Source organism: Pseudomonas sp. R11F (genome assembly GCF_050312575.1).
GTDB classification, from domain to species: Bacteria; Pseudomonadota; Gammaproteobacteria; order Pseudomonadales; family Pseudomonadaceae; genus Aquipseudomonas; species Aquipseudomonas palleroniana.
Window position 1 is genome coordinate 98922 of the sequence record NZ_JBNPJU010000057.1, and the last position, 25610, is coordinate 124531.

General features: G+C 60.6%; 23 protein-coding genes. All 23 read left to right on the top strand.

From position 1 onward, the window contains the following. Positions 1-51 precede the first annotated feature (51 nt). A complete protein-coding gene (gene flgG, locus ACQRBV_RS16055; protein ID WP_060756054.1) occupies positions 52-837 on the top strand; it encodes a flagellar basal-body rod protein FlgG in 786 nt (261 codons plus the stop codon). Positions 838-890: 53 nt separating this feature from the next. Beyond that, a complete protein-coding gene (gene flgH / locus ACQRBV_RS16060; RefSeq protein WP_060756053.1) occupies positions 891-1586 on the top strand; it encodes a flagellar basal body L-ring protein FlgH in 696 nt (231 codons plus the stop codon). 6 nt (positions 1587-1592) lie between these two features. After that, positions 1593-2702: a flagellar basal body P-ring protein FlgI gene (locus tag ACQRBV_RS16065; protein ID WP_161549168.1), complete on the top strand. Its 1110-nt coding sequence runs from the start codon at positions 1593-1595 to the stop codon at positions 2700-2702. A 4-nt stretch (positions 2703-2706) separates the two neighbouring features. Then, the gene (flgJ, locus tag ACQRBV_RS16070; protein ID WP_060756052.1) at positions 2707-3969 is read left to right on the top strand and encodes a flagellar assembly peptidoglycan hydrolase FlgJ; all 1263 of its coding nucleotides are present in this window, start codon (positions 2707-2709) and stop codon (positions 3967-3969) included. A 10-nt stretch (positions 3970-3979) separates the two neighbouring features. Further along, a complete protein-coding gene (gene flgK / locus ACQRBV_RS16075) occupies positions 3980-6016 on the top strand; it encodes a flagellar hook-associated protein FlgK (RefSeq protein ID WP_090369507.1) in 2037 nt (678 codons plus the stop codon). 14 nt (positions 6017-6030) lie between these two features. Continuing rightward, the gene (locus ACQRBV_RS16080) at positions 6031-7614 is read left to right on the top strand and encodes a flagellar hook-associated protein 3 (protein ID WP_090369509.1); all 1584 of its coding nucleotides are present in this window, start codon (positions 6031-6033) and stop codon (positions 7612-7614) included. A gap of 277 nt (positions 7615-7891) precedes the next feature. Further along, complete coding sequence (locus ACQRBV_RS16085; protein ID WP_161549122.1) at positions 7892-8821, top strand: ketoacyl-ACP synthase III; 930 nt, start codon at positions 7892-7894, stop codon at positions 8819-8821. A gap of 267 nt (positions 8822-9088) precedes the next feature. Next, the gene (locus ACQRBV_RS16090) at positions 9089-10531 is read left to right on the top strand and encodes a flagellin (protein ID WP_161549123.1); all 1443 of its coding nucleotides are present in this window, start codon (positions 9089-9091) and stop codon (positions 10529-10531) included. A 75-nt stretch (positions 10532-10606) separates the two neighbouring features. After that, positions 10607-10966 carry a flagellar protein FlaG gene (locus ACQRBV_RS16095; protein ID WP_060756047.1) on the top strand — a complete coding sequence of 120 codons (360 nt, stop codon included), beginning with the start codon at positions 10607-10609 and terminating at the stop codon, positions 10964-10966. A gap of 81 nt (positions 10967-11047) precedes the next feature. Continuing rightward, entirely contained in the window at positions 11048-12448 is a 1401-nt protein-coding gene (fliD, locus tag ACQRBV_RS16100) for a flagellar filament capping protein FliD (protein ID WP_198762716.1), read from the top strand. Between the two features lie 143 nt (positions 12449-12591). Further along, on the top strand, positions 12592-12981 hold the full coding sequence (gene fliS / locus ACQRBV_RS16105; protein ID WP_205343408.1) for a flagellar export chaperone FliS: 390 nt from the start codon (positions 12592-12594) through the stop codon (positions 12979-12981). Between the two features lie 24 nt (positions 12982-13005). Further along, positions 13006-13302, top strand: coding sequence for a hypothetical protein (locus ACQRBV_RS16110; protein ID WP_060756044.1), 297 nt, complete (start codon positions 13006-13008; stop codon positions 13300-13302). Positions 13303-13471: 169 nt separating this feature from the next. After that, the gene (locus ACQRBV_RS16115) at positions 13472-14947 is read left to right on the top strand and encodes a sigma-54 dependent transcriptional regulator (RefSeq protein WP_060756043.1); all 1476 of its coding nucleotides are present in this window, start codon (positions 13472-13474) and stop codon (positions 14945-14947) included. Positions 14948-15056: 109 nt separating this feature from the next. Continuing rightward, on the top strand, positions 15057-16268 hold the full coding sequence (locus ACQRBV_RS16120; RefSeq protein WP_161549169.1) for a sensor histidine kinase: 1212 nt from the start codon (positions 15057-15059) through the stop codon (positions 16266-16268). A gap of 7 nt (positions 16269-16275) precedes the next feature. Further along, complete coding sequence (locus ACQRBV_RS16125; protein WP_198762715.1) at positions 16276-17652, top strand: sigma-54-dependent transcriptional regulator; 1377 nt, start codon at positions 16276-16278, stop codon at positions 17650-17652. Between the two features lie 131 nt (positions 17653-17783). Next, positions 17784-18113 carry a flagellar hook-basal body complex protein FliE gene (gene fliE / locus ACQRBV_RS16130; RefSeq protein ID WP_016972029.1) on the top strand — a complete coding sequence of 110 codons (330 nt, stop codon included), beginning with the start codon at positions 17784-17786 and terminating at the stop codon, positions 18111-18113. A gap of 16 nt (positions 18114-18129) precedes the next feature. Continuing rightward, a complete protein-coding gene (gene fliF, locus ACQRBV_RS16135; protein WP_060756040.1) occupies positions 18130-19908 on the top strand; it encodes a flagellar basal-body MS-ring/collar protein FliF in 1779 nt (592 codons plus the stop codon). Beyond that, positions 19901-20920, top strand: coding sequence for a flagellar motor switch protein FliG (gene fliG, locus ACQRBV_RS16140; protein ID WP_060756039.1), 1020 nt, complete (start codon positions 19901-19903; stop codon positions 20918-20920). Before fliF ends, fliG begins: the two co-directional genes overlap by 8 nt. A gap of 10 nt (positions 20921-20930) precedes the next feature. Then, positions 20931-21695, top strand: a complete 765-nt coding sequence (gene fliH / locus ACQRBV_RS16145; RefSeq protein ID WP_060756038.1) for a flagellar assembly protein FliH — start codon at positions 20931-20933, stop codon at positions 21693-21695. Beyond that, positions 21685-23043, top strand: a complete 1359-nt coding sequence (fliI, locus tag ACQRBV_RS16150; RefSeq protein ID WP_060756037.1) for a flagellar protein export ATPase FliI — start codon at positions 21685-21687, stop codon at positions 23041-23043. The genes fliH and fliI overlap by 11 nt, the downstream gene beginning before the upstream one ends. 3 nt (positions 23044-23046) lie before the next feature. Continuing rightward, positions 23047-23496 (top strand): flagellar export protein FliJ, encoded by a 450-nt coding sequence (gene fliJ / locus ACQRBV_RS16155; protein ID WP_060756036.1) that lies wholly within the window; start codon positions 23047-23049, stop codon positions 23494-23496. A gap of 84 nt (positions 23497-23580) precedes the next feature. Further along, positions 23581-23886, top strand: coding sequence for an STAS domain-containing protein (locus ACQRBV_RS16160; RefSeq protein ID WP_060756035.1), 306 nt, complete (start codon positions 23581-23583; stop codon positions 23884-23886). Continuing rightward, entirely contained in the window at positions 23883-25601 is a 1719-nt protein-coding gene (locus ACQRBV_RS16165) for an ATP-binding SpoIIE family protein phosphatase (RefSeq protein ID WP_411985154.1), read from the top strand. The genes ACQRBV_RS16160 and ACQRBV_RS16165 overlap by 4 nt, the downstream gene beginning before the upstream one ends. Positions 25602-25610 lie beyond the last annotated feature (9 nt).

Consider the following 25610-nt stretch of genomic DNA (forward strand, 5'->3'; position numbering starts at 1 on the left):
GACTAATTTTGCAACGCGGCGCCAACAAACAGGCGCACGAAGGAGAACAACATGCTTCCGGCTCTATGGGTTGCCAAAACAGGCCTGTCTGCCCAGGACACCAACCTGACCACCATTTCCAACAACCTGGCCAACGTGTCGACCACGGGTTTCAAGCGTGATCGCGCCGAGTTCCAGGACTTGCTCTACCAGATCAAGCGCCAGCCAGGTGCTCAATCGACCCAGGACAGCGAGCTGCCGTCGGGCCTGCAATTGGGTACCGGTGTGCAGATCGTCGGCACCCAGAAGAACTTCAATGCCGGTAACCTGCAACAAACCGGTCAGCCACTGGATATGGCCATCAATGGCCGTGGGTTCTTCCAGATCCTGCAGCCGGACGGCACTACGTCGTACACCCGTGATGGTACGTTCCACCTCGATTCCAACGGCCAGATCGTCACCGCCAACGGTTTCGCGCTGGAGCCGGCCGTGGTGGTTCCCGCCAACGCCAAGACCTTCACCGTGGGCAATGACGGCACCGTGTCCATCACCGTGGCCGGTAACCCGGCGTCGCAAGTGATCGGCAACCTGCAAACCGCGGACTTCATCAACCCCGCCGGCTTGCAAGCCATGGGTAACAACCTGTTCCTGGAAACCGCTTCCAGCGGCGCGCCGCAAATCGGCACCCCGGGCCTGAACGGTTTTGGTACCACCCTGCAAAGCACTCTGGAAACCTCCAACGTCAGCACGGTTGAGGAGATGGTCAACATGATCACCACCCAGCGCGCCTACGAGATGAACTCCAAGGTGATTTCCACTGCCGACCAGATGCTCTCGTTCGTCACGCAGAATCTGTAATCAAGTCTATGGGGCGCTCTTGAGGGCGCCTGCAACACCGTGAGGTAAGGGTCATGAATCGCTATGTTTCTGTTCTGGCATTGAGTGGGATCGCCGTGCTCGCGGGCTGTGTCGCCCCGACGCCGAAACCCAATGACCCGTACTACGCGCCGGTGTTGCCTCGTACACCGTTGCCGGCGGCGGCCAACAATGGCTCGATCTACCAGGCCGGTTTTGAACAGAACCTGTACAGCGACCGCAAGGCATTCCGGGTGGGGGACATCATCACCATCACCCTGAACGAGAAGACCCAGGCCAGCAAGAACGCCAACTCGCAGGTCGGCAAGACCAGCAAGACCAGCATCGGCCTGACCTCGTTGTTCGGGGGTGTGCCCAATACCAACAACCCACTGGGCAGCGGTGACCTGAGCCTGAACGCCGGTTATTCCGGTGACCGCGCCACCAACGGCAAGAGTGCGGCGGGGCAGGGCAACAGCTTGACCGGTTCGATCACTGTGACCGTGGCCGACGTATTGCCCAACGGCATCATCGCCATACGCGGCGAGAAATGGATGACCCTCAACACCGGTGACGAGCTGGTGCGTATTGCGGGCATGGTGCGGGCCGATGATATTTCCACCGACAACACCGTGTCGTCGACGCGGATTGCCGATGCGCGCATTACCTACTCGGGCACGGGTTCGTTTGCCGATGCGAGTCAGCCGGGCTGGTTCGACCGTTTCTTCCTTAGCCCGCTGTTCCCTTTCTAGGTGGTCATTGTGAAACTCAAACAGCTGATGGCGGCGGCACTGTTGCTGTCCCTGAGCGCAGTCGCCCAGGCCGAGCGCCTGAAAGACATCGCCAGTATCTCCGGCGTGCGCTCCAACCAGTTGATCGGTTACGGCCTGGTGGTCGGGCTTAATGGCACGGGTGACCAGACCACCCAGACGCCGTTCACCCTGCAGACCTTCAACAACATGCTCTCGCAGTTCGGCATCAAGGTGCCGCCGGGCTCGGGCAACGTGCAATTGAAGAACGTGGCGGCGGTGTCCATCAGCGCCGACCTGCCGGCGTTTTCCAAGCCGGGGCAGGTGGTCGACATTACCGTATCGTCCATCGGTAACTCGAAAAGCCTGCGCGGCGGCACTTTGCTGATGACGCCGCTCAAGGGTATCGATGGCAACGTCTACGCCATCGCCCAGGGTAACCTGGTGGTGGGCGGCTTTGACGCCGAGGGCCGCGACGGCTCCAAGATCACCGTCAACGTGCCGTCGGCCGGGCGCATTCCTGGCGGCGCCACGGTGGAACGTACCGTGCCGAGCGGCTTCAACCAGGGCAACAGCCTGACCCTGAACCTCAACCGCTCCGACTTCACCACGGCCAAGCGCGTGGTCGACAAGATCAACGACATGCTCGGCCCTGGCGTGGCCCAGGCCATCGACGGTGGTTCGATCCGTGTGACCGCGCCGCTGGACCCGAGCCAGCGCGTGGATTACCTGTCGATCCTGGAAAACCTGGAAGTCGACCCGGGCCAGGCGGTGGCCAAAGTCATCATCAACTCGCGTACCGGCACCATCGTGATCGGTCAGAACGTCAAGGTGTCGCCGGCGGCGGTGACCCATGGCAGCCTGACCGTGACCATCACCGAAGACCCGATCGTCAGCCAGCCTGGGCCATTGTCCAATGGCCAGACGGCGGTGGTGCCCCGTTCTCGGGTCAATGCCCAGCAAGAGGCCAAGCCGATGTTCAAATTCGGCCCCGGCACCACCCTGGACGAGATTGTCCGTGCGGTGAACCAGGTGGGCGCAGCGCCCGGCGACTTGATGGCAATCCTTGAAGCTCTGAAACAGGCCGGCGCCTTGCAAGCCGACCTGATCGTGATCTGAGGCCATGGCCATGGATATGCGCAAGAGTGGGATCAGCAGCACGGCGGATTCGGGGGCTTACTCCGACCTGAACCGGCTTAACCAGCTTAAGGTGGGTGATAAGAACAGCGACGGCAACATGCGCAAAGTCGCGCAGGAGTTCGAGTCGCTGTTCTTGAACGAGATGCTCAAGTCCATGCGCTCGGCCACCGACGCCCTGGGCAAGGACAACCCGATGAACACCCCGGCCGCCAAGCAGTATCAGGAAATGTACGACCAGCAACTGGCGGTCTCGCTGTCGCGCGAGGGGGGCGGTATCGGCCTGGCCGACGTGCTCATGCGCCAGATGCAGAAGAACAAACCGGTGGACGCCCAGGCGGCCACCTTGCAAGGCCCGGCAGCGGATGCGCCGGTCAAGAAAGTCGATGTGCCGACTGAAATTGCCGCAGGCACGCAAGCCGAAGGCCCATTGGGGCGTTCCAATGGCCAGCGTCCTTTGTGGGCTTACCGTGTGGCGGTGCCGGAAGGCAGCAATGCCCACGCCAATGATATGGAGCTGATGAACCAGCGCCGTATTGCCTTGCCGAGCAAGCTGACCGATCGCTTGCTGGCGGGCATCGTGCCGAGTACGGAGGTCGCCGCCGTCGCCAAGACTGCGCCGCTGCGCAACAGCGCTGCCGATGACAACGTGGTCAACAGTGCCGCCCGCAGCTTCGCCGTACCGAGCGGGCGCATGCAGGTGTATGGCCGTGCCATCGCCCAGCCGCCACTGGCGCCGGCGAAGAAAGCCTTCAGTTCGCAGGATGAGTTCGTCGCCACCATGTTGCCGATGGCCAAGGCGGCGGCGGCGCGTATCGGTATCGATCCGAAGTACCTGGTGGCGCAGGCCGCCCTGGAAACCGGTTGGGGTAAATCGGTGATGCGCGCCGAAGACGGCAGCAGCAGCCATAACCTGTTCGGTATCAAGGCCGGCCAGAGTTGGCAGGGTGGCCAGGCACGCGCGATCACCAGCGAGTTTCGCAATGGCGCGATGGTCAAGGAAACGGCGCAATTCCGTTCCTATAACTCCTACCAGGACAGCTTCCATGACCTCGTGACATTGCTGCAAAGCAATGATCGCTATAAAGAAGTTGTGAAATCAGCCGACAACCCGGAGCGGTTTGTACGCGAGTTGCAAAAAGCCGGATATGCAACCGACCCGGACTACGCCAGCAAGATTTCGCAGATCGCTAAAACGATGAACAGTTACCAGAATTACGCTGCCGCGGGCGCGACCACACATTTATAAGGTCTGAATCATGAGTTTGCTCAGTATCGGGATGTCAGGGCTTAACGCCTCTCAAGGATCGTTGTCGGTCCTGAGTAACAACATTGCCAACGTCAATACTCCGGGATACTCGCGCCAGCAGACCACCCAGAACGCCAGCGCCAACAACCAGTACGGTGGGGTGTTCATCGGCAGCGGTACGACCCTGGCGGACGTGCGCCGCATTTATAACGATTTTCTGGGAGCCGCCTACCAGAGCAGTACCGCGCTCAACAGCGATGCCACCGCGTACGCGGGCCAGGCCGCGGCGATCGATAAAACCCTGTCGGACAAATCCACGGGTATGTCCGCCGCGCTCAGCGCATTCTTTTCATCCCTGCAAACCGCCGCCGCCACGCCGAGCGATGTTTCCGCGCGGCAACTGCTGGTGACCAGCGCGCAGACCTTGAGCAACCGCTTCAACTCGATTTCCACACAGTTGACCCAGCAGAAAGAAGGCATCAACAGCCAACTGGGTACGCTGAGTGATCAGGTCAACAAGCTGACGTCGTCGATCGCGTCGCTCAACAACCAGATCACAACCGCCCAGGGATCATCGACCAGCGCGCCGGCCAACCTGCTGGATGCGCGTAACGAGGCGGTGCGTTCGCTCAATGAGCTGATTGGCGTCACTGCCACCGAGAAGAACGGCCAGTTCAGTATCACCACTGGCACCGGGCAGTCGCTGGTGGAGGGCAATATTGCCAATACCATTTCAGCGGTACCGAGCAAGACCGATAACAGCCAGTACACCATCCAGCTCAACATGGGCGATACGAAGATGGACATCGGCTCGGTGATTTCCGGCGGCAGTATCGGCGGCCTGTTGCGCTATCGCAGTGATGTGCTGATGCCGGCCATCAACGATTTGGGGCGCATCGCCATTGCTACCGCCGACAGCGTCAACACCCAGTTGGGGCAGGGCCTGGACCTGAACAGTGATTTCGGCTCCTCGCTGTTCAGTGATATCAACACTGCGGCCACCATTGCCCAGCGCAGCCAGGCGGCTGCGGGTAACAGTGCAGGCTCCGGCAATCTGAATGTGACGATTACCGACACCAGCAAGCTGTCGACCTTCGACTACAAGGTCACCTTCACCAGCGGCAACCTGTACAACGTGGTGCGTTCGGACGGCAAGGCGATGGGCTCGTTCGACACCACGACCACGCCGCCGCCGGTGATTGATGGTTTTACCCTGGCGTTGAACGGCGCCGGTCCCGTAGCGGCCGGTGACAGTTTCAAAGTCAGCCCGACGGCCACGGGTGCCAGTAATATCGGCGTCCAACTCAAGGATCCGAACAAGCTCGCATTTGCGGCACCCTTGGCTGGTAATGCCAGCAAGACCAACACTGGCGCCGGCACGTTCACACCGCCTACCTTGACCGTGCCCATTGATATCAACGGTGGTGCCGCGACCGCGCAATTGCGCACCGGGATCGAAAACTCGATGCCGGTGAAGATGGTCTTCGGCAAGCCGGCGGCGGACGGTACCCAGCCATATACCGTCAGCGATGCACAAGGCAACCCGATCGGCACCGGCAGCATCATCCCGGGCCAGGGCAACAAGATCAGCATCAATGTGCCCATGCGCGATGCCACCGGGGCGCTGATTCCGGGCAAGAGCTTCAACTTCGATACCACGGTGGCCGGCACGCCGGCCAATGGCGACAGCACGACCTTTTCTTTCAACAGCGGCGCCACCTCCGATGGTCGCAACGCCCAGCAGTTGTTGGGTTTGCAGACCAAGGCGACGGTGGGTGCGGTGGATGGCAACGCGGGCGTGAGCCTGGTCAGCGCCAATAGCCGGCTGGTGTCCCAGGTGGGCTCCAAGGCCGCCCAGGCCAACACCGACACCACCGCCACCGGCGCCTTGCTGGCGGCGAACAAGGCGGCCAGCAACTCGGTGTCCCAGGTCAACCTGGACGAGGAGGCGGGCGACATGATCAAGTTCCAGCAGTACTACACCGCGTCGTCGCAGATCATCAAGGCCGCGCAAGAAACCTTCAGCACGCTGATCAACGCCCTTTAAAGGAGTCTGGAACGATGCGTATCTCTACACAGCAGTATTTCGACACCAGCTCCAGCAAGTACCAGGATAACTATTCGGGCGTGGTGAAGGCTCAGGACCAGGCCAGTTCCGGCATTCGCGTGCAAACTGCCTCGGATGACCCGGTGGCGGCCGCCCAATTGCTGATGCTGCAGCAGCAAAAGGACATGCTGGGCCAGTTCAACGGCAACATCACCACCTTGCAGAACTCGCTCGGTAACGAAGAAACGGTGCTGCAGAGCATCAACCTTGCGTTGCAGTCGGCCAGTGAGCTGGCGTTGCAGGCCGGTAACCAGCGCCTCAGTGATGACGACCGCAAGGCGCTGGCCAGCAAGGTTGGTGCGCTTGAAGATCATGTGTTGGGCCTGCTTAACAGCAAGGACTCCAGTGGCAACTACATGTTCTCCGGGTCCAAGACCGACACGCCGCCCTATATACGCAACAACGACGGCACCTACACCTACCAGGGTGATGAGACGCCGCTGAGCCTGCAGGTATCGAGCAACCTGTCGATCGCCATGGGCGATACCGGCAAGGCACTGCTCGAAAGTTCGTCCAACACCGGTCGTACCCAGACCACGTTGTTGCCGCCGGCGGTCAATGACGGCAAGGTGGCGATTTCGGCAGGCCTGGTCACCTCCAGCACCAATTACATCAAGAACTTTGCCGACGGCCAGCCTTATAAGCTGACCTTCGCCAGCAGCACCCAATACAGCGTGACTGACAAAGACGGCAATGACGTGACGTCCGAGATCCCCGGTAACGGCACGTTTGACGCCACCAAGGAGGGCGCTTCCAGCGTCAACCTGCGTGGGGTCAAGTTCGACATCTCGCTGAACCTGGGGGCGAGTGTCGCGCCCGGTGCCGCTTCGGATGCGCTGGTAGCGGGCAAGGTGTTCACCCTGGAAAGCAAGCCGGATACGTTCAGTGTCTCGCGCACGGCCAGCAACCCGTCCACGGCGCAGCTGACCGGCGGCAGTGTGACGGACCAGGCGGCGTATGCCAGCACCTTTCCCAACTCGGGTGCGGTGATCAAGTTCACCAGTGGTACCGATTACCAGGTGTTCGCCCAGCCTTACAGCACTGACAGCAAGGCGATTGCCAGTGGCACCATCGCCGCCGGTGCCACTTCGGTCACTACGGCAGGGGTGACCTTTGGTATCAGCGGCACGCCGGGTGCCGGCGACCAGTTTTCGGTCGGCGCTACCAGTAACAAGAACATGAATGCCCTGGATACCCTGGGCCAGTTACGCAAGGCCCTGGAAACGCCGTCGGATGGCAGCCAGGTGGCGATGAATCAGCTCAAGGACGTGGTCAATACCAGCATCGCCAACCTGGCGAATGCGACCGCGCAGATCGACCAGGTACGTGGCTCCATCGGTGCGCGTAACAATGCCCTGGATATCCAGAGCCAGGAAAACACCAGCCTGGGCCTGGCCAATACCACCACCATGTCGTCGCTCGCGAACGTGGACATGGGGCAGGCGGCCATTGACCTGACCTTGCAGCAGACCATGTTGCAAGCCTCGCAGCTGGCCTTCGTGAAAATCTCCCAGTTGAGCCTGTTCAGCCGCATGTAATCGGCGTCCAGACCAACGGCCCACCCTGGCAACAGGGTGGGCCGTTGTCGTTTCGGGTGTCAGGAACGTTGCGCGGTTTTGCACAAAGCGAACAAAATTGAGTGACCTGTGAGTCATTAAGCGCATCTTCACTGTATCGTGTGAAAAGGATAAGTCGTCACAGGGTCCTTGCGAGGCGGCTTTCAGCGAGTTTTTTACGGGGGTTTCCCCTTTATTTTCAGCACTCCAGGCGCAGTCCCAGGGGTGTTCTCCAGCTATTTAGTATTGGGAAGCCACAATGATTGGCATAAAAAGCATCGCCAGTTACGTGCCGGCAGACGGGGTGGATAACTACGCCCAGGGCGCCAAATTCGCCAAGGATGAAGATTTCATCATTGGCAAGATCGGTTCGGCGTTCCTGCCGCGCAAGGATGTTGCGCAGGAAACCTCCGACCTGTGCGTCGAGGCGGTCAACGCTCTGTTTGCCAACAACCCGCAGTTGAAGCGCGAATCCATCGACGCGCTGATCGTCGTGACCCAGAACGGCGACGAGGAAGGCTTGCCGCACACGGCTGCCATCGTCCAGGACAAATTGGGCCTGCCGACCCACGTGGCCGCGTTCGATATCTCCCTGGGCTGCTCCGGCTACGTCTACGGCATCTATGCGATGAAGGGCTTCATGGAAGCCACTGGCCTGAAAAACGGCCTGCTGATCACCGCCGACCCGTATTCGAAGATCGTCGACCCGGAAGACCGCAACACCACCATGCTCTTTGGTGATGCCGCCACCGCCACCTGGATGGGCGAGGACGCACCGTGGTTACTGGGCAAGTCGAAGTTCGGCACCGATGGCTCCGGTGCGCCACACCTGAAGGTCAGCGACGGCGTGTTCTTCATGAATGGTCGCCAGGTGTTCAACTTCGCCTTGCTCAAAGTGCCGGCGCATTTGCACGAGTTGCTCGACGAGTCGAACCTTGCGCCTGACCAGATCGATGCCTTCTGCATTCACCAGGGCAGTGCGGCGATTGTCGACGCGGTGGCCCGGCGTTTCGAAGATGCACCGGTTGAGAAGTTCATCAAGGACATGGTCGAGACCGGTAACACTGTGTCGTCGAGTATTCCGCTGTTGCTGGAAAAGCACATGCTGGACGGTAGCTGGAAACGTGTTGCCATCAGCGGCTTTGGAGTGGGGTTGTCGTGGGGTTCGGCGATTCTCTATCGTTCGTGATGCCCTGATAGCACCGCACACAAAAACGCCCAGGCTTGAAAAAAGCCTGGGCGTTTTTTATTTGACGTCAGAAAACCTGGTAATTACGGGCGATTGGGCTAGCGTAAATGCTTGAATTACAAGGGGTGGCATCGTGCTAGTAAAAAAAATCAAAAAAGTCCTCAAGCAACCTGACTTCACGACGATAACTATTACGAAGGTTCTCTAGGCACACCCGGCGGTTGCCAGGGCCGGAAGCCGCAGTACACCACCCACGAGGATTTCGTCATGGCATTAACAGTAAACACCAACCTTGCGTCGCTGACTGTTCAGAAGAACCTGAACAACGCCTCCACTTCTCTGCAAACCTCCATGCAGCGCCTGTCCTCCGGCCTGCGTATCAACAGCGCCAAAGACGATGCGGCCGGCCTGCAGATCTCCAACCGTCTGACCAGCCAGATCAACGGCCTGGGCGTTGCGATCAAGAACGCCAACGATGGTAGCTCGATTGCCCAGACCGCTGAAGGCGCGATGCAGCAGTCCACCAACATCCTGCAAAGCATGCGTACCCTGGCTCTGCAATCCGCCAACGGCTCGCCAAGCGCTGAAGACCGTAAGTCGAACCAGGCTCAATACGCGGCTCTGACTGCTGAATTGACCCGTATTGCAACCACCACCACCTTCGGTGGCAAGAACCTGCTGGACGGTTCTTTCGGTACTACTTCGTTCCAGGTCGGCGCTAACGCCAACCAGACTATCGACATGACCATCGGTAACGTAGCGGCCAACAACATTGGTTCGCAACAGCTGAAAACCCAGGCCCTGACGCCATCCGCAACCGGCGTCGCTGGTGGTGCTATCACCGTTACCGGTGGTGGCCAGACTGCTAACGTGACCATCGCTGCCGGTGCTTCCGCCAAGCAGATCGCTGCTCAAATGAACGGCGCTGTCGGCGGCCTGAGCGCTACCGCCAGCACTGAAGCCCAGTTCACTGTGAACGCGGCTACCATTGCTGCTGCTACTCCTCCGAACGCCAACTTCACTCTGCAAGTGGGCAGCGGTACCGCAGTTCAGTTCACTGGCGTGACCAGCACTTCGGACCTGGCTGACCAACTGAAGTCCAACGCTGCCAAGCTGGGCATCAGCGTTAACTACGATTCGTCGACCAACGCCCTGTCGGTCAAGTCCGACACCGGTGAGAACCTGACCTTCAACGCTGGTGACGGCGGTGCTGCTGGTATCTCGGTCGCTACCAAAGGTGGTAACGGCACATTCGGTACTGCTACAGCCTTGGCCGCTACCGCGATCATCGCAACTGGCCAGGTTTCGCTGAACTCCTCCAACAGCTACGCCCTGAACGGCGCTGGTGTAACGGGCGTGTTCGCCGCAGCCGGTACTGCTGCCAACTCCGCGAAAACCACCGTCAACAACACTGACGTAACCACCTCTACCAACGCACAAAACGCGATTGACGTGATCACCCAGGCGATCTCCGACATCGACTCCCAGCGTGCAGGTCTCGGTGCTGTACAAAACCGTTTCGACAACACCGTGGCCAACCTGACCAGCATCGCCGACAACTCCACTGCCGCTCGCGGTCAGATCCAGGACGTTGACTACGCTGCTGAAACCGCTCAGCTGACCAAGCAACAAACCCTGCAACAGGCTTCCACTGCGATCCTGTCCCAGGCCAACCAACTGCCTTCCGCTGTACTGAAGCTGCTTCAGTAATAGCCATGGGTAGATGACTGACGGAAGGGCGCGTTTACGTGCCCTTTTGTCTTTTGCGTGATGAGGTGACTGGACATGGACATGAGCGTCAAGTTGAACCTGTCTTATCCTGCGGCGCCGCCGCAGAGCGCGCCTGCCCCTGTGAGCAACGACTCGCAGACAACCAAGGTCAAGCCTGCGGTTGCCGCGGTCGAAACCCAGCAGGACTCGAAACCGTCCGACCTTAAACAGGCGGTGGCGGATATTCGCAAATTTGTTCAGGATGCCCAGCGCAACCTGGAATTTTCAATCGACGACTCTACCCATCAAGTGGTGGTCAAAGTCATTGCGACCGACAGCGGTGAAGTGATCCGACAGATCCCTTCGGAAGCCGCATTGAAGCTTGCGCAGAGCCTACACGACGCCAGTAGCGTGCTGTTTGACGCGAAAGTCTGAGCTGGCATGAATTTTGTTGCTGTCGCTACTTGAGGCGTCGTCCGTCAAGAAAGCGCCAGCCCCCGGATCAGGAGAACAGTCATGGGTGATATATCGGTTAGCGGCCCAGTTACGAACATCGATACCCAAGCTATCGTGACGGCATTGGTGAACGCGGAACAGGCACCCAAGCAGTCGCAGATCAATAAGCAGACGCAGACGTCGACTGCCCAGTTGTCCTCGATCGGCAAAATTCAAGCGGCGCTCGACGCTTTTCGTGGTGCCATGGACAACATGGCCAAGGACGCCAGTATTGGCGGCCTGACGGCAACCACATCGGATGCCACTGTTTCCAGCGTTACCTTGGGTGCGGGTGCCTCTGCGGGTAGTTATCAGTTGGTGGTCAACCAATTGGCGACGGCCTCGAAGATTGCGACCCAGACTTACGCTGGCGGTGCGAACACGGTCGTCAATAAAGGCACCACAGCCACGTCGCTGACGATTTCGCAGTCGGGCCAGAACTACGCTGTCAGCGTGCCACCGGGCGCCACCTTGCAGCAGGTGCGGGACTCGATCAACGCACAGCTGAGCAGTTCGGGCTTGAGTGCCAACATCCTGACTGACTCCACCGGCTCTCGTATGGTGCTGACGTCGACCAATACAGGCGTCGGTACTGACATTACAGTGGGGGGCAACTCTGGCCTGGAAGCCGGTACGTCGGTCGTCGGTAGCGCTCCACAGAACGCGAAGTACACCATTGACGGTACGGCTCAGGAGTCAAAGAGTAATACTCTGACCGATGCGATCAGTGGTGTGAGCATCAAGTTGACGGCAGTGTCGCCGTTGCCGACCGGGGTTACCGATCCAACGGCTCAACGCGTCGCTTCGACCATCACAGTGGCAAGAAGCAACGATACCCTCAAGAGTTCGGTCAAGGGCTTTGTCGACACCTACAACGCGTTGATGACAGCAATCAACACTGAAACCGCCGTGACCACCAATGCCGACGGATCCACAACGTCTTCTGCGTTGACGGGTGATGCCACCATGCGCACTTTGCAGTCGGCCATCCGTACTGAGCTGAACGCAATGGGCGGGACAGGGGCGTTGAAATCCCTGGCCCAGTTCGGTGTGAACACGGATCAGAAAACCGGCAAGCTGAGTATTGATGACAAGATCTTCAACGCGGCAGTGCTGACCAACCCTACCGACATCGGCGGTATCTTCAACGGTGACAAGGGTTTGCTTGCGCGCATGAAGACCGCAACCGACAGCTATGCGCTGAGTGGTACCGGGATTCTGGCTACGCGTTCGACGACGTTGTCGAGCAACATCAAGGATCTGCAGACCCAGCAGGATACTTTGACCGCGCGTATGGCTGCCCTGAAAAAGACCCTGACCGACAAATACACCACCATGAACAACCTGGTGGCTCAGCTTACCAGTCAGCGCTCCAGTGTCATGACCACACTTAACGCACTGAATAATCCGAAGACCAGTTGATCCTCACTGAGGTCGCCCGGCAAGGGATCACCTTGTTCGGGCGTGCCCTTCGCCAGACCGTCGGCTTAAAGTTTTTTGCAACGCCGTCGACATAATAATCAGAGCCCATTCTTTTTAGCTGTTGCCTGTCACGAGGTAGAAACATGAATCCCATGAGAGCCCTTCGCCAATACCAGAAGGTCAATTCCCATGCCCAAATCTCCGAAGCCAGCCCGCATCGCTTGGTGCAGATGCTGATGGAAGGCGCGTTGGATCGCATGGCTCAGGCCAAAGGCGCCATGGCTCGTGGTGACATCGCGCAAAAGGGCCTGCTGCTGGGTAAGGCGATCGACATTCTGATCGGTTTGCGTGACGGCCTGAACCCGGAGAAAACCGACGATCCGGCCGCGTTGCAGCAACTTGATAATCTGTACGCCTATATGACTACGCGCCTGCTGGAAGCCAACAGCAAGAGCGATGTCACCATGATCGACGAAGTAGCCGGCCTGATGATTACGCTCAAGGAAGGCTGGGACGGTATTGCAACACTGTAGGCCCTTGGGCCTGAGGATGATGTCATGAGCCACGCCCTGCAACGGATTGACGAGACCCGCGACGCTTTGGTCGATGCCCTGGCCGAGCGCAACTGGGATGCCATTGGTGAGCTGGATCTGGGTTGCCGTGCGGTGATCGATGAGGCGCTCAACAATGTGCCGGTTGACGAAGATGCCTTGCGGGAAAAGCTGGAAAGCCTGCTGGCGGTTTATCAGCAGTTGCTTGAGGTGACGACTGGCGAACGCCAGGCGATTTTCGAAGAGATGTCGCAGATCAATCGAGCGGAAAGTGCGTCGAAGGTTTACCATCTGTTCGGCTGAACGGGCTCGGTTGGTCCGAACGGTGCGTCATATATTTGACTGTGCCAGCATTTTTGACTTAACTAGTGCTGTTTTCAGATTTCAGACGTCTATAGGGTAAGAAGTCTTACAGCCGTCTAGATTGCCCTCACTTTGGGGCAGGAAGTTTTACTAGGGAAGTTGCTATTGCATGTGGCGTGAAACCAAAATTCTGCTGATTGATGACGATAGCGTCCGTCGCCGCGATTTAGCGGTGATTTTAAATTTTCTTGGTGAAGAAAATTTGCCCTGCGGCAGCCATGATTGGCAGCAGGTGGTCAGCTCGCTGTCGTCGAGCCGTGAAGTCATTTGTGTGCTGATCGGGACGGTAAACGCTCCTGGCGCTGTTTTGGGCTTGTTAAAGACACTGTCAACCTGGGATGAGTTCCTTCCCGTGTTGCTGATGGGCGATATTTCTTCCGTGGACCTGCCGGAAGACCAGCGTCGTCGTGTGCTTTCCAACCTGGAAATGCCGCCCAGCTACAGCAAATTGCTCGATTCCCTGCACCGCGCCCAGGTCTATCGCGAGATGTACGACCAGGCCCGTGAGCGTGGCCGTCACCGCGAACCCAACCTGTTCCGCAGCCTGGTGGGCACCAGCCGTGCGATCCAGCACGTACGCCAGATGATGCAGCAAGTGGCTGACACCGACGCCAGCGTGCTGATCCTCGGTGAGTCCGGCACCGGCAAGGAAGTGGTCGCACGCAACCTGCACTACCATTCCAAGCGCCGCGACGGGCCCTTCGTGCCGGTCAACTGCGGGGCGATCCCGGCGGAGCTGCTTGAAAGCGAATTGTTCGGCCACGAGAAGGGCGCTTTCACCGGCGCAATCACCAGCCGTGCCGGGCGTTTCGAACTGGCCAATGGCGGCACCCTGTTCCTCGACGAAATCGGCGATATGCCGCTGCCGATGCAGGTCAAATTGCTGCGCGTGTTGCAGGAGCGCACCTTCGAGCGCGTGGGCAGCAACAAGACCCAGAGCGTCGATGTACGCATCATCGCGGCCACCCACAAGAACCTCGAAAGCATGATCGAGGTGGGCAGCTTCCGCGAAGACCTGTACTACCGCCTCAATGTTTTCCCGATCGAGATGGCCCCGCTGCGTGAGCGCGTCGAGGATATCCCGTTGCTGATGAACGAGCTGATCTCGCGCATGGAGCACGAAAAGCGCGGTTCGATTCGCTTCAACTCTGCCGCGATCATGTCCCTGTGTCGCCACGGCTGGCCGGGCAACGTGCGTGAACTGGCCAACCTGGTCGAGCGTATGGCGATCATGCACCCCTACGGTGTGATCGGCGTGGTCGAGTTGCCGAAAAAATTCCGCTACGTCGACGACGAAGACGAGCAGTTGGTGGACAGCCTGCGCAGCGACATGGAAGAGCGCGTGGCCATCAATGGCCATACCCCGGACTTCGGCGCCACAGCCATGCTGCCGCCGGAAGGCCTGGACCTGAAGGATTACCTCGGCAACCTGGAGCAAGGCTTGATCCAGCAAGCCCTGGACGACGCCAACGGCATCGTCGCGCGGGCCGCCGAGCGCCTGCGTATTCGTCGTACCACCCTGGTGGAGAAGATGCGCAAGTACGGCATGAGCCGCAAAGAAGGTGACGAACAGGCGGATGATTGACGCCTGTTTTTTAAACTACTGAAATTCCAGTAGTTTTTTTTCGGCACGGGTATTGCTACAGCCCTCGCAACGTTCCGTTTAACTGACGGTCAGCCAGCGAGAGAGCATGATGCCCCACGCCGCCCAACTATCTTCGTCCCCCGATCTTGCGGGGGGCGCCCCATCTGTAGAGCAGCAGAGCCGGCAGGGCCTTGAGCAGGCGTTTTCGCTGTTCAGCCAGATGTCCAGCCAACTGACCGACTCCTACAGCCTGCTGGAAGCCCGGGTTTCCGAGCTTAAGGGCGAGCTGGCGGTGGTCAGCGCCCAGCGCATGGAAGAGTTGGCGGAAAAAGAGCGCCTGGCCAACCGTCTGCAAAACCTCCTCGACCTGTTGCCCGGTGGCGTGATCGTCATCGACGACCAAGGGCGTGTGCGCGAAGCCAACCCGGCCGCCTGCGACATGCTCGGCCTGCCGCTGGAAGGCGAGTTGTGGCGAGAAGTCATCACCCGCTGCTTTGCCCCGCGTGAAGATGACGGCCACGAAATTTCCCTGAAAGACGGGCGCCGCCTGTCCATTGCCACCCGCTCCCTGGACGCCGAGCCCGGACAGTTGGTGCTGCTCAACGACCTGACGGAAACCCGTCACCTGCAAGACCAGCTGGCCCGTCATGAACGCTTGTCGTCACTGGGCAGGATGGTCGCTTCTTTGGCGCATCAGATCCGCACGCCCTTGTCGGCGGCGCTGATCTACGCCAGTCATTTGACTGATGAGCAGTTGCCGGCTGCCACCCACCAGCGATTTGCCGGGCGCCTCAAGGAGCGCCTGCACGAGTTGGAGCATCAAGTGCGCGACATGCTGGTGTTTGCCCGTGGCGAATTGCCGCTGACCGACCGCGTCACGCCGGCAGAGCTGATGCAATCGCTGCAATCGGCGGCTGCCACCCATATCCAGGACGTCAATGTGCGCTGGCAGTGCGATAGCCATCTCGGCGAATTGCTGTGCAATCGCGACACCTTGGTGGGTGCCTTGCTCAACCTGATTGAAAACGCCATCCAGGCCAGCGGCGCGGATGCGCGGCTCAAGGTGCATCTCTACCCGCGCGGGCAAAACCTGCGGCTGTGCATCAGTGACAGCGGCAGCGGCATCGACCCAGTCGTGTTGCAACGGATGGGCGAACCGTTTTTTACCACCAAGACCAACGGTACCGGCCTCGGCCTGACCGTAGTCAAGGCGGTGGCACGTGCCCATCAGGGAGAATTGCACCTGCACTCCCGATTGGGGCGTGGCACCTGTGCATTGATGACCTTGCCGCTGTTTACCAGCCCGGCAAGCGCGGAGTAACGAAGCTATGGCTATCAAGGTTTTATTGGTGGAAGACGATCGCGCCCTGCGTGAAGCATTGGCTGACACGCTGCTGTTGGCGGGCCATGACTACCGGGCAGTCGGTTCTGCCGAGGAAGCCTTGGAGGCGGTCGAGCAAGAGGCGTTCAGCCTGGTGGTCAGCGACGTCAACATGCCGGGCATGGACGGTCATCAGTTGCTCGGCCTGCTGCGCGCGCGTCAGCCGCAGTTGCCGGTATTGCTGATGACCGCTCATGGCGCGGTGGAGCGCGCGGTGGACGCCATGCGTCAGGGCGCGGCTGATTACCTGGTCAAGCCATTCGAGCCCAAAGCCTTGATGGAGCTGGTTGCGCGGCATGCCCTGGGGGTGATGCCTGCCGTCGAAAGCGAAGGCCCGATTGCCTTTGAACCGGCCAGCGCTCAATTGCTGGAGCTGGCTGCACGGGTGGCGCGCAGCGACTCCACCGTGTTGATTTCCGGCGAGTCCGGCACCGGCAAGGAGGTGTTGGCGCGTTATATCCACCAGCAGTCCAGTCGTGCCAAGCAACCCTTTATTGCGATCAACTGCGCGGCTATCCCCGACAACATGCTCGAAGCCACCCTGTTCGGTCATGAAAAGGGCTCGTTCACCGGCGCCATCGCGGCCCAGGCCGGCAAGTTCGAACAGGCCGATGGCGGCACTATCTTGCTCGACGAGATTTCCGAAATGCCTCTGGGCCTGCAAGCCAAACTGCTGCGGGTGTTGCAGGAGCGTGAGGTGGAGCGGGTCGGTGCGCGCAAGCCGATCCAGCTGGATATCCGCGTGGTGGCCACGACCAACCGCGACCTGGCGGGCGAAGTGGCGGCGGGGCGGTTCCGGGAAGACTTGTTCTATCGGCTCTCGGTCTTTCCGCTGGCCTGGCGCCCGTTGCGTGAGCGTCCGGCCGATATCATCCCGCTGGCCGAGCGCCTGCTGAACAACCACGTCAAAAAAATGAAGCACGCCCAGGCGCGGCTGTCGGCTGAAGCCCAGGCTTGCCTGATCGGCTATCCATGGCCCGGTAATGTGCGGGAGTTGGACAACGCGATCCAGCGTGCGCTGATTTTGCAGCAGGGCGGGCTGATCCAGCCGCAAGACTTCTGCCTGGCCATGGGCAGTGCGGCGGCACCGTTGCCCACCCTGGCGCCCGCGCCGGTAGTCGCCGAAGCCGAAACCGGCGGTGCCCTGGGGGATGATCTGCGGCGCCGCGAATTCCAGATGATCATCGACACCTTGCGTACCGAGCGTGGCCGTCGCAAAGAGGCCGCCGAGCGCTTGGGCATCAGCCCGCGCACCTTGCGCTACAAGCTGGCGCAGATGCGTGACGCCGGTATGGATGTGGAAGCGTATCTTTTCGCTACCTGACAAATACTTGGGCTGACATGGCTTGTCGCCTTTTCTTACGAGTCGCCACGGATCTGGCACCCTTGTTGCTACCACCTGTAGTAACCGCTGCGTAGTGTCAAAAAATTGCGGGTCGTCAGAGAGAGAAGGTCATGAGCCAGGGTATTGAGTTCAATCGGTTGATGTTGGATATGCGCTCCATGCAAATGGATGCCATGGCTCAACCGAAATCCGTCGCGCCCGCGCCGGAATTGGGCCAAAGCAGTTTTGCCGACATGCTCGGTCAGGCAATCAACAAAGTCAGTGATACCCAGCAAGCGTCGAACCAGTTGGCCACCGCCTTTGAAATCGGTAAAAGCGGCGTGGACCTCACCGATGTGATGGTCGCCTCGCAAAAGGCCAGTGTTTCCTTCCAGGCCTTGACCCAAGTGCGTAACAAGCTGGTTCAAGCTTATCAAGACATCATGCAGATGCCGGTTTAAGGACGAGATTTAAGTCATGGCAGAAGCAGTCGTGGACAACGCACCCGCCAAGGCAGACGGCAAGCCGCCGCTGTTTGGCCTGTCGTTCCTGGAAAACCTTTCCGAAATGACCATGTTGCGTCAGGTGGGCCTGTTGGTCGGCCTGGCAGCCAGCGTGGCGATTGGTTTTGCCGTGGTGTTGTGGTCGCAGCAACCCGATTACCGGCCGCTGTACGGCAGCCTGGCGGGCATGGATTCCAAGCAGATCATGGAAACCCTCGCCGCCGCCGACATCGCCTACACCGTGGAACCCAACTCCGGCGCCTTGCTGGTCAAGGCCGACGACGTCGCCCGCGCGCGCATGAAGCTGGCTGCCGCTGGCGTGACGCCGTCCGACGCCAACATCGGTTTTGAGATCCTCGACAAGGACCAGGGCCTGGGCACCAGCCAGTTCATGGAAGCCACTCGCTACCGTCGCGGCCTGGAAGGCGAGCTGGCGCGTACCATCTCCAGCCTGAACAACGTCAAGGGTGCCCGTGTGCACCTGGCGATCCCAAAAAGCTCGGTGTTCGTGCGTGACGAACGCAAGCCAAGCGCCTCGGTACTGGTCGAACTGTTTGCCGGTCGCTCCCTGGAGCCGGGTCAGGTCCTGGCGATCATCAACCTGGTGGCCACCAGCGTTCCAGAATTGAGCAAGTCGCAAATTACCGTGGTGGACCAGAAGGGCAACCTGCTGTCCGACCAGGCCGAGAACTCGGCGTTGACCCAGGCCGGCAAGCAGTTCGACTACAGCCGCCGCATGGAAAGCATGCTCACCCAGCGTGTGCACAATATCCTGCAACCGGTGCTGGGCAATGACCGCTACAAGGCTGAAGTATCCGCCGATGTGGACTTCAGTGCCGTCGAGTCGACCTCCGAACAGTTCAACCCCGACCAGCCCGCCCTGCGTAGCGAGCAGTCCACCAGCGAACAACGCACCGCCAGCAATGGCCCGCAAGGGGTGCCGGGCGCCTTGAGCAATCAGCCTCCGGCCCCGGCGTCGGCACCGCAAACCACCGGTGGCGCTGCCGCGACTGCCGGCGCGATTCAGCCTGGCCAGCCGCTGCTGGACGCCAATGGTCAGCAGATCATGGACCCGGCCACCGGCCAGCCGATGCTCGCCCCGTACCCGGCGGACAAGCGTAACCAGTCCACCAAGAACTTCGAGCTCGACCGTTCCATCAGCCACACCAAGCAGCAACAGGGCAAAATCAACCGCCTGTCGGTGTCGGTGGTGGTCGATGACCAGGTCAAGGTCAACCCGGCTGACGGCGCGGTGACCCGTGCGCCCTGGAGCGCCGACGAATTGGCGCGCTTTACCCGCCTGGTGCAGGACGCTGTCGGTTTCGACGCCAGCCGCGGTGACAGCGTCAGCGTGATCAATATGCCGTTCTCCGCCGAACGGGGAGAGGTGATCGCCGATCCTGCGTTCTATACTCAGCCGTGGTTCTGGGACATCGTCAAGCAAGTGCTGGGCGTGTTGTTCATCCTGGTGCTGGTGTTTGGCGTGCTGCGTCCGGTGCTCAACAACATTACCGGCAACGGCAAGAAACAACTGGCGGCCTTCGGTGGCAGTGACGTCGAGTTGGGTGGCATGGGCGGCCTGGATGGCGAACTGGCCAACGACCGCGTCAGCCTGGGCGGCCCGCAAAGCATCCTGTTGCCAAGCCCGAGCGAAGGCTATGACGCTCAGTTGAACGCAATCAAAAGTCTGGTGGCAGAAGATCCGGGTCGTGTGGCCCAGGTCGTGAAAGAGTGGATCAACGCAGATGAGTGATAATCGAGCCGCTGTTGCCAAGCTCACCCGGGTCGATAAAGCGGCGGTATTGCTGCTGTCCCTGGGTGAAACCGACGCCGCCCAAGTGCTGCGCCACATGGGGCCCAAAGAGGTTCAGCGCGTCGGCGTGGCCATGGCGCAGATGCGTAACGTGCACCGCGAGCAAGTCGAGCAGGTGATGAGCGAGTTCGTCGAGATCGTCGGCGACCAGACCAGCCTGGGCGTCGGCTCCGACAGCTACATCCGCAAGATGCTGACCTCGGCGCTGGGCGAAGACAAGGCCAACGGCCTGATCGACCGCATCCTGCTCGGCGGCAACACCAGCGGCCTCGACAGCCTGAAATGGATGGAGCCGCGTGCCGTTGCCGACGTGATCCGCTACGAACACCCGCAGATCCAGGCGATTGTCGTGGCTTACCTCGACCCGGACCAGGCTGGTGAAGTCCTCGGCCACTTCGACCATAAAGTGCGCCTGGACATCATCCTGCGCGTGTCGTCGCTGAACACCGTGCAGCCGGCGGCATTGAAAGAACTCAACACGATTCTGGAGAAGCAGTTCTCGGGCAACTCCAACGCCTCGCGCACCACCTTGGGCGGTATCAAGCGTGCGGCCGACATCATGAACTTCCTCGACAGCTCGATGGAAGGCCAGTTGATGGACTCGATCCGCGAGATCGACGACACCCTGTCCGGCCAGATCGAAGACCTCATGTTCGTGTTCAACAACCTCTCCGATGTCGACGACCGTGGCATCCAGGCGTTGCTGCGCGAAGTGTCCTCGGACGTTCTGGTGCTGGCGCTCAAGGGCTCCGACGACAACGTCAAAGAGAAGATCTTCAAGAACATGTCCAAGCGTGCGTCCGAACTGTTGCGCGACGACCTGGAAGCCAAAGGCCCGGTACGCGTCAGCGACGTGGAAACCGCCCAGAAGGAAGTCCTCACCATTGCCCGCCGTATGGCCGAAGCCGGAGAAATCGTTCTCGGCGGGAAGGGCGGCGAAGAAATGATCTAAGGCGCGTCCCATGTCGAGCAAAGATGAGGCGCCCAGCGATCTGATTCGCGCGCGGGACGTCGGCGGGTTCGATATCTGGTCGTTGCCCAGTTTCGATCCGCATGTACCGGAACCCGAGCCTGAGCCGGTCGAAGAGCCCCCAGTGCAAATGGAAGAAGTGCCGCTGGAGGAAGTCCAGCCACTGACGCTCGAAGAGTTGGAGGCCATCCGCCAGGAAGCCTACAACGAGGGCTTCGCGGCGGGGGAAAAAGACGGTTTTCGCAGTACCACTCTCAAAGTCCGCCAGGAAGCCGAGGCGGCGCTGAGCGTCCAGCTCGCCAGCCTGGAGCGCTTGATGAGCAGCCTGTTCGACCCGATCGCCGAGCAGGATTCCCAGCTTGAAAAAGCCATGGTCCGCCTGGTGGAGCACATGACCCGCCAAGTGATCCAGCGCGAACTGGTGCTCGACTCCAGCCATATCGAAAGCGTGATGCGCGAAGCCCTCAAGCTGCTGCCCCTGGGCGTCGGCAATGTGCGGCTGTACATCAACCCGCAGGATTTCGAGCAGGTCAAAGCCTTGCGCGAGCGCCATGAAGAAACCTGGCGCATCGTTGAAGACGCGACATTGCAGCCTGGCGGTTGCCGGGTCGAGACTGAGCACAGCCGTATCGACGCGACGGTGGAAACCCGTATCACCCAGATCATGGCCAAGCTCTTCGATCAGCTCCATGAGCAGGCCCTGCATCCGGCCGAACCTGACCTGAGCGTAGACCTGGACGCCCCTGATGCGCCTTGATCGCACCAGCTTCGCCAAGCGCCTGGGCAGCTACGCCGAGGCCACCGAGTTGCCCGGCCAGCCGATCCTCGAAGGGCGCCTGTTGCGCATGGTGGGCCTGACCCTCGAAGCCGAGGGCCTGCGCGCCGCCATGGGCAGCCGCTGCATGGTGATCAACGACGACAGCTACCACCCGGTGCAAGTCGAAGCGGAAGTCATGGGGTTCTCCGGCAGCAAGATTTTCCTGATGCCGGTCGGCAGCCTGGCGGGCATTGCCCCGGGCGCCCGCGTGGTGCCGCTGGCTGACACCGGGCGCCTGCCGATGGGTATGGGCATGCTGGGGCGCGTGCTCGACGGCGCCGGACGCGCCCTGGACGGCAAGGGCGGCATGAAGGCCGAAGACTGGGTGCCGATGGATGGCCCCACCATCAACCCGCTCAATCGCAACCCCATCAGCGTGCCGCTGGACGTGGGCATTCGCAGCATCAACGGTTTATTGACGGTCGGCCGCGGCCAGCGTCTGGGCCTGTTCGCCGGTACGGGGGTGGGTAAATCGGTCTTGCTGGGCATGATGACGCGCTTTACCGAGGCCGACATTATCGTGGTCGGGTTGATCGGCGAGCGGGGCCGCGAGGTGAAGGAGTTCATCGAGCACAGCCTGGGTGAAGAGGGCCTCAAGCGCTCGGTGGTCGTGGCGTCTCCAGCGGATGACGCGCCCTTGATGCGTCTGCGTGCCGCCATGTATTGCACGCGCATCGCCGAGTATTTTCGCGACAAGGGCAAGAACGTCCTGTTGCTGATGGATTCGCTCACTCGTTTCGCCCAGGCCCAGCGGGAAATCGCCCTGGCCATCGGCGAGCCGCCAGCCACCAAGGGTTATCCGCCGTCGGTGTTCGCCAAGCTGCCCAAGCTGGTCGAGCGTGCCGGTAACGCCGAGGCGGGCGGTGGTTCGATCACCGCGTTCTATACCGTGTTGTCCGAAGGCGATGACCAGCAGGACCCGATCGCCGACTCGGCGCGAGGTGTGCTCGACGGCCACATCGTGCTGTCGCGGCGCCTGGCGGAGGAGGGGCACTACCCGGCCATCGACATCGAAGCCTCGATCAGCCGGGTGATGCCGGCGGTGGTCACGCCGGAGCACATGGCCCGCGCGCAGCATTTCAAGCAGTTGTGGTCGCGCTATCAACAGAGCCGCGACCTGATCAGCGTCGGCGCCTATGTGGCCGGCGGGGATCGCGAGACCGACCTGGCGATCGCCCTGCAACCGCAGTTGGTGACCTACCTGCGCCAGGGGCTCAACGACAAAATCAGCATGGGTGAAAGCGAAGCGCACCTCGGCTCGATCTTCGCCCCGGCGCCAGGCGGCTAAGCCATGGCCAGCACCCGCTCTTCACGCCTGGCGCCGGTGGTGGACATGGCCGAAAAGGCCGAAAAGACCGCCGCCCAGCGCCTGGGCTATTTTCAAGGCCAGGTCCGCCTGGCGGAAAGCAAGCTGGGCGACCTGGAGCGCTTTCGCGGCGAATACCAGCAACAGTGGATCGAGCGCGGCAGCCAGGGGGTGTCCGGCCAGTGGTTGATGGGCTATCAGGGCTTTCTCAACCAGCTGGAGACGGCGGTCGCCCAGCAGCGCCAGAGCCTGGCCTGGCACCAGAACAACCTTGAGAAGGCCCGCGAAAGCTGGCAGCAGGCGTTTGCCCGGGTCGAGGGCCTGCGCAAGCTGGTGCAGCGCTATATCGACGAAGCACGGGCGATTGAGGACAAGCGCGAGCAAAAGTTGCTGGATGAGCTGTCACAACGTCTGCCCCGTCAGTCGCAGTATTAGGTGTGGGGCTGCTCCTGCATTTGCCGAGATCGGGTTCGCCTGCTAAACCTTGTTACACATGGCCAATGACAAGGAAGCAGTCGTATGTCGGTGACATCAGAAGTATCCCTGGATGGGAAGCAGTTGACGATCGCAATCAAGGGCCGATTCGATTTCGGCAGCCACCAGCATTTTCGTGAGGCTTACGAGCGTTTCTACAAGGTCCCCGACGCCTACACCGTCGATCTGAAAGAAGCCACCTACCTGGACAGCTCGGCCTTGGGCATGCTGCTGTTGTTGCGTGACCACGCAGGCGGTGACGACTCGCAGGTCACGCTGATCAACTGCAGTCCCGACGTGCGCAAGATCCTCGCCATCTCTAACTTCGACAAGCTGTTCGACATCAATTGAGAGTCCTGGCCCCGATGTCCGAGCCGCTGACTGTCCTGATCGCCGAGGACAGCGATACCGACCGGCTGCTGCTGGCGACTATCTTGCGGCGCCAGGGGCATCACGTGCTCACCGCAGCCAATGGCGAGGAAGCCGTTGAGGTGTTTGCGCGTGAGCGACCTCAACTGGTGTTGATGGACGCGATGATGCCGGTGATGGACGGTTTCCTGGCTGCGCGGTGGATCAAGCAATTGGCGGGGGAAGCGCTGGTCCCTGTGATCTTTCTTACGTCCCTCAGCGAAAGCGCCGACCTGGCCGAGTGCCTGGATGCCGGCGGGGATGATTTTCTGCCCAAACCCTACAACCCACTGATCCTGGCCGCCAAGATCAATGCCATGGACCGTTTGCGGCGCCTGCAGGCCACGGTCCTTCAGCAGCGCGATCAGATCGCCCGGCATCATGAGTACCTGCTGCAAGAGCAGCGGGTGGCCAAGGCGGTGTTCGACAAGGTCGCCCATTCGGGATGCATCAACGCCGCGCCGAACATTCGCTACCTGCAATCACCCTATGCACTGTTCAATGGCGACCTGTTGCTGGCGGCGTACACGCCGTCTGGCGACATGCACGTGCTGCTCGGCGATTTTACCGGGCATGGCCTGCCTGCCGCCGTGGGTGCCATGCCCCTGGCGGAAGTGTTCTACGGCATGACTGCCAAGGGTTACGAGCTGGTGCAGATCCTGCGGGAGATGAATGCCAAGCTCAAACGCATCCTGCCGGTGGACATGTTCTGTTGCGCCACCCTGTTGTGCCTGAGCGCACAGCGGCGCGTGGTCGAGGTGTGGAATGGCGGCATGCCGGAAGGTTATGTGCATGAGGTCGCGACGGGCAGGCGCACGCCGTTGATGTCGCGGCACTTGCCGTTGGGTGTGCTGTCGGTGGAGACGTTCGATGACCGCATTGAGGTCTTGCCCATGGCCCTCGGCGACCGGGTGTTTTTGCTCTCCGATGGCGTATTGGATACTGCCGACGCCAACGACCAACTGTTCGGCGCGGAGCGCCTGCAGCAGGTATTCGCCGCCAACCGCGAGCCCGACCGCCTGTTCGAAGAGATTGAACAGGCCCTGGCAGCCTTTCGTGGTGAAGCGCGCGATGATGTCAGCATGGTGGAAATCACCTTGCAGCCCGGCCAGCCATTGCGTGCGGCCGAGCCCATATACGCCGACAGCAACCAGCCATGCCCCCTGGATTGGTCGGTGAGCTTCGAATTTCGCGCCCAGACCCTCAAATGCTACAACCCCTTGCCTTACCTGTTGCAGCTGCTGCTGGAGATTCAGGGGCTGCGTGAGCAGAGCGGGGCGCTCTACAGCGTGATGGCCGAGCTGTATTCCAACGCGTTGGAGCACGGCGTGCTGGGCCTGGACTCGCAGCTCAAGCGCGACGCCCAGGGATTCGCCGACTACTACCGTCAGCGCAATGAGCGCCTGGCGCAACTGGACAGCGGTCATGTGCGGGTACATATGCAAGTGATGCCGACCGCCACGGGCGGCAAGCTGATCCTGCGCGTCGAAGACAGTGGCCCAGGCTTCGACGTGGATCAGGTGCTGAAGCGGCCCCTGGATTTGGACCGTCTGTCTGGTCGAGGCTTGAGCCTGGTGCGCCAGCTGAGCAGCGATGTACGCTGGACGGACGGCGGGCGCAGTGTCTGCGTGGAGTTTTGCTGGAAGGCTCTGGCATAATCCGCCGAT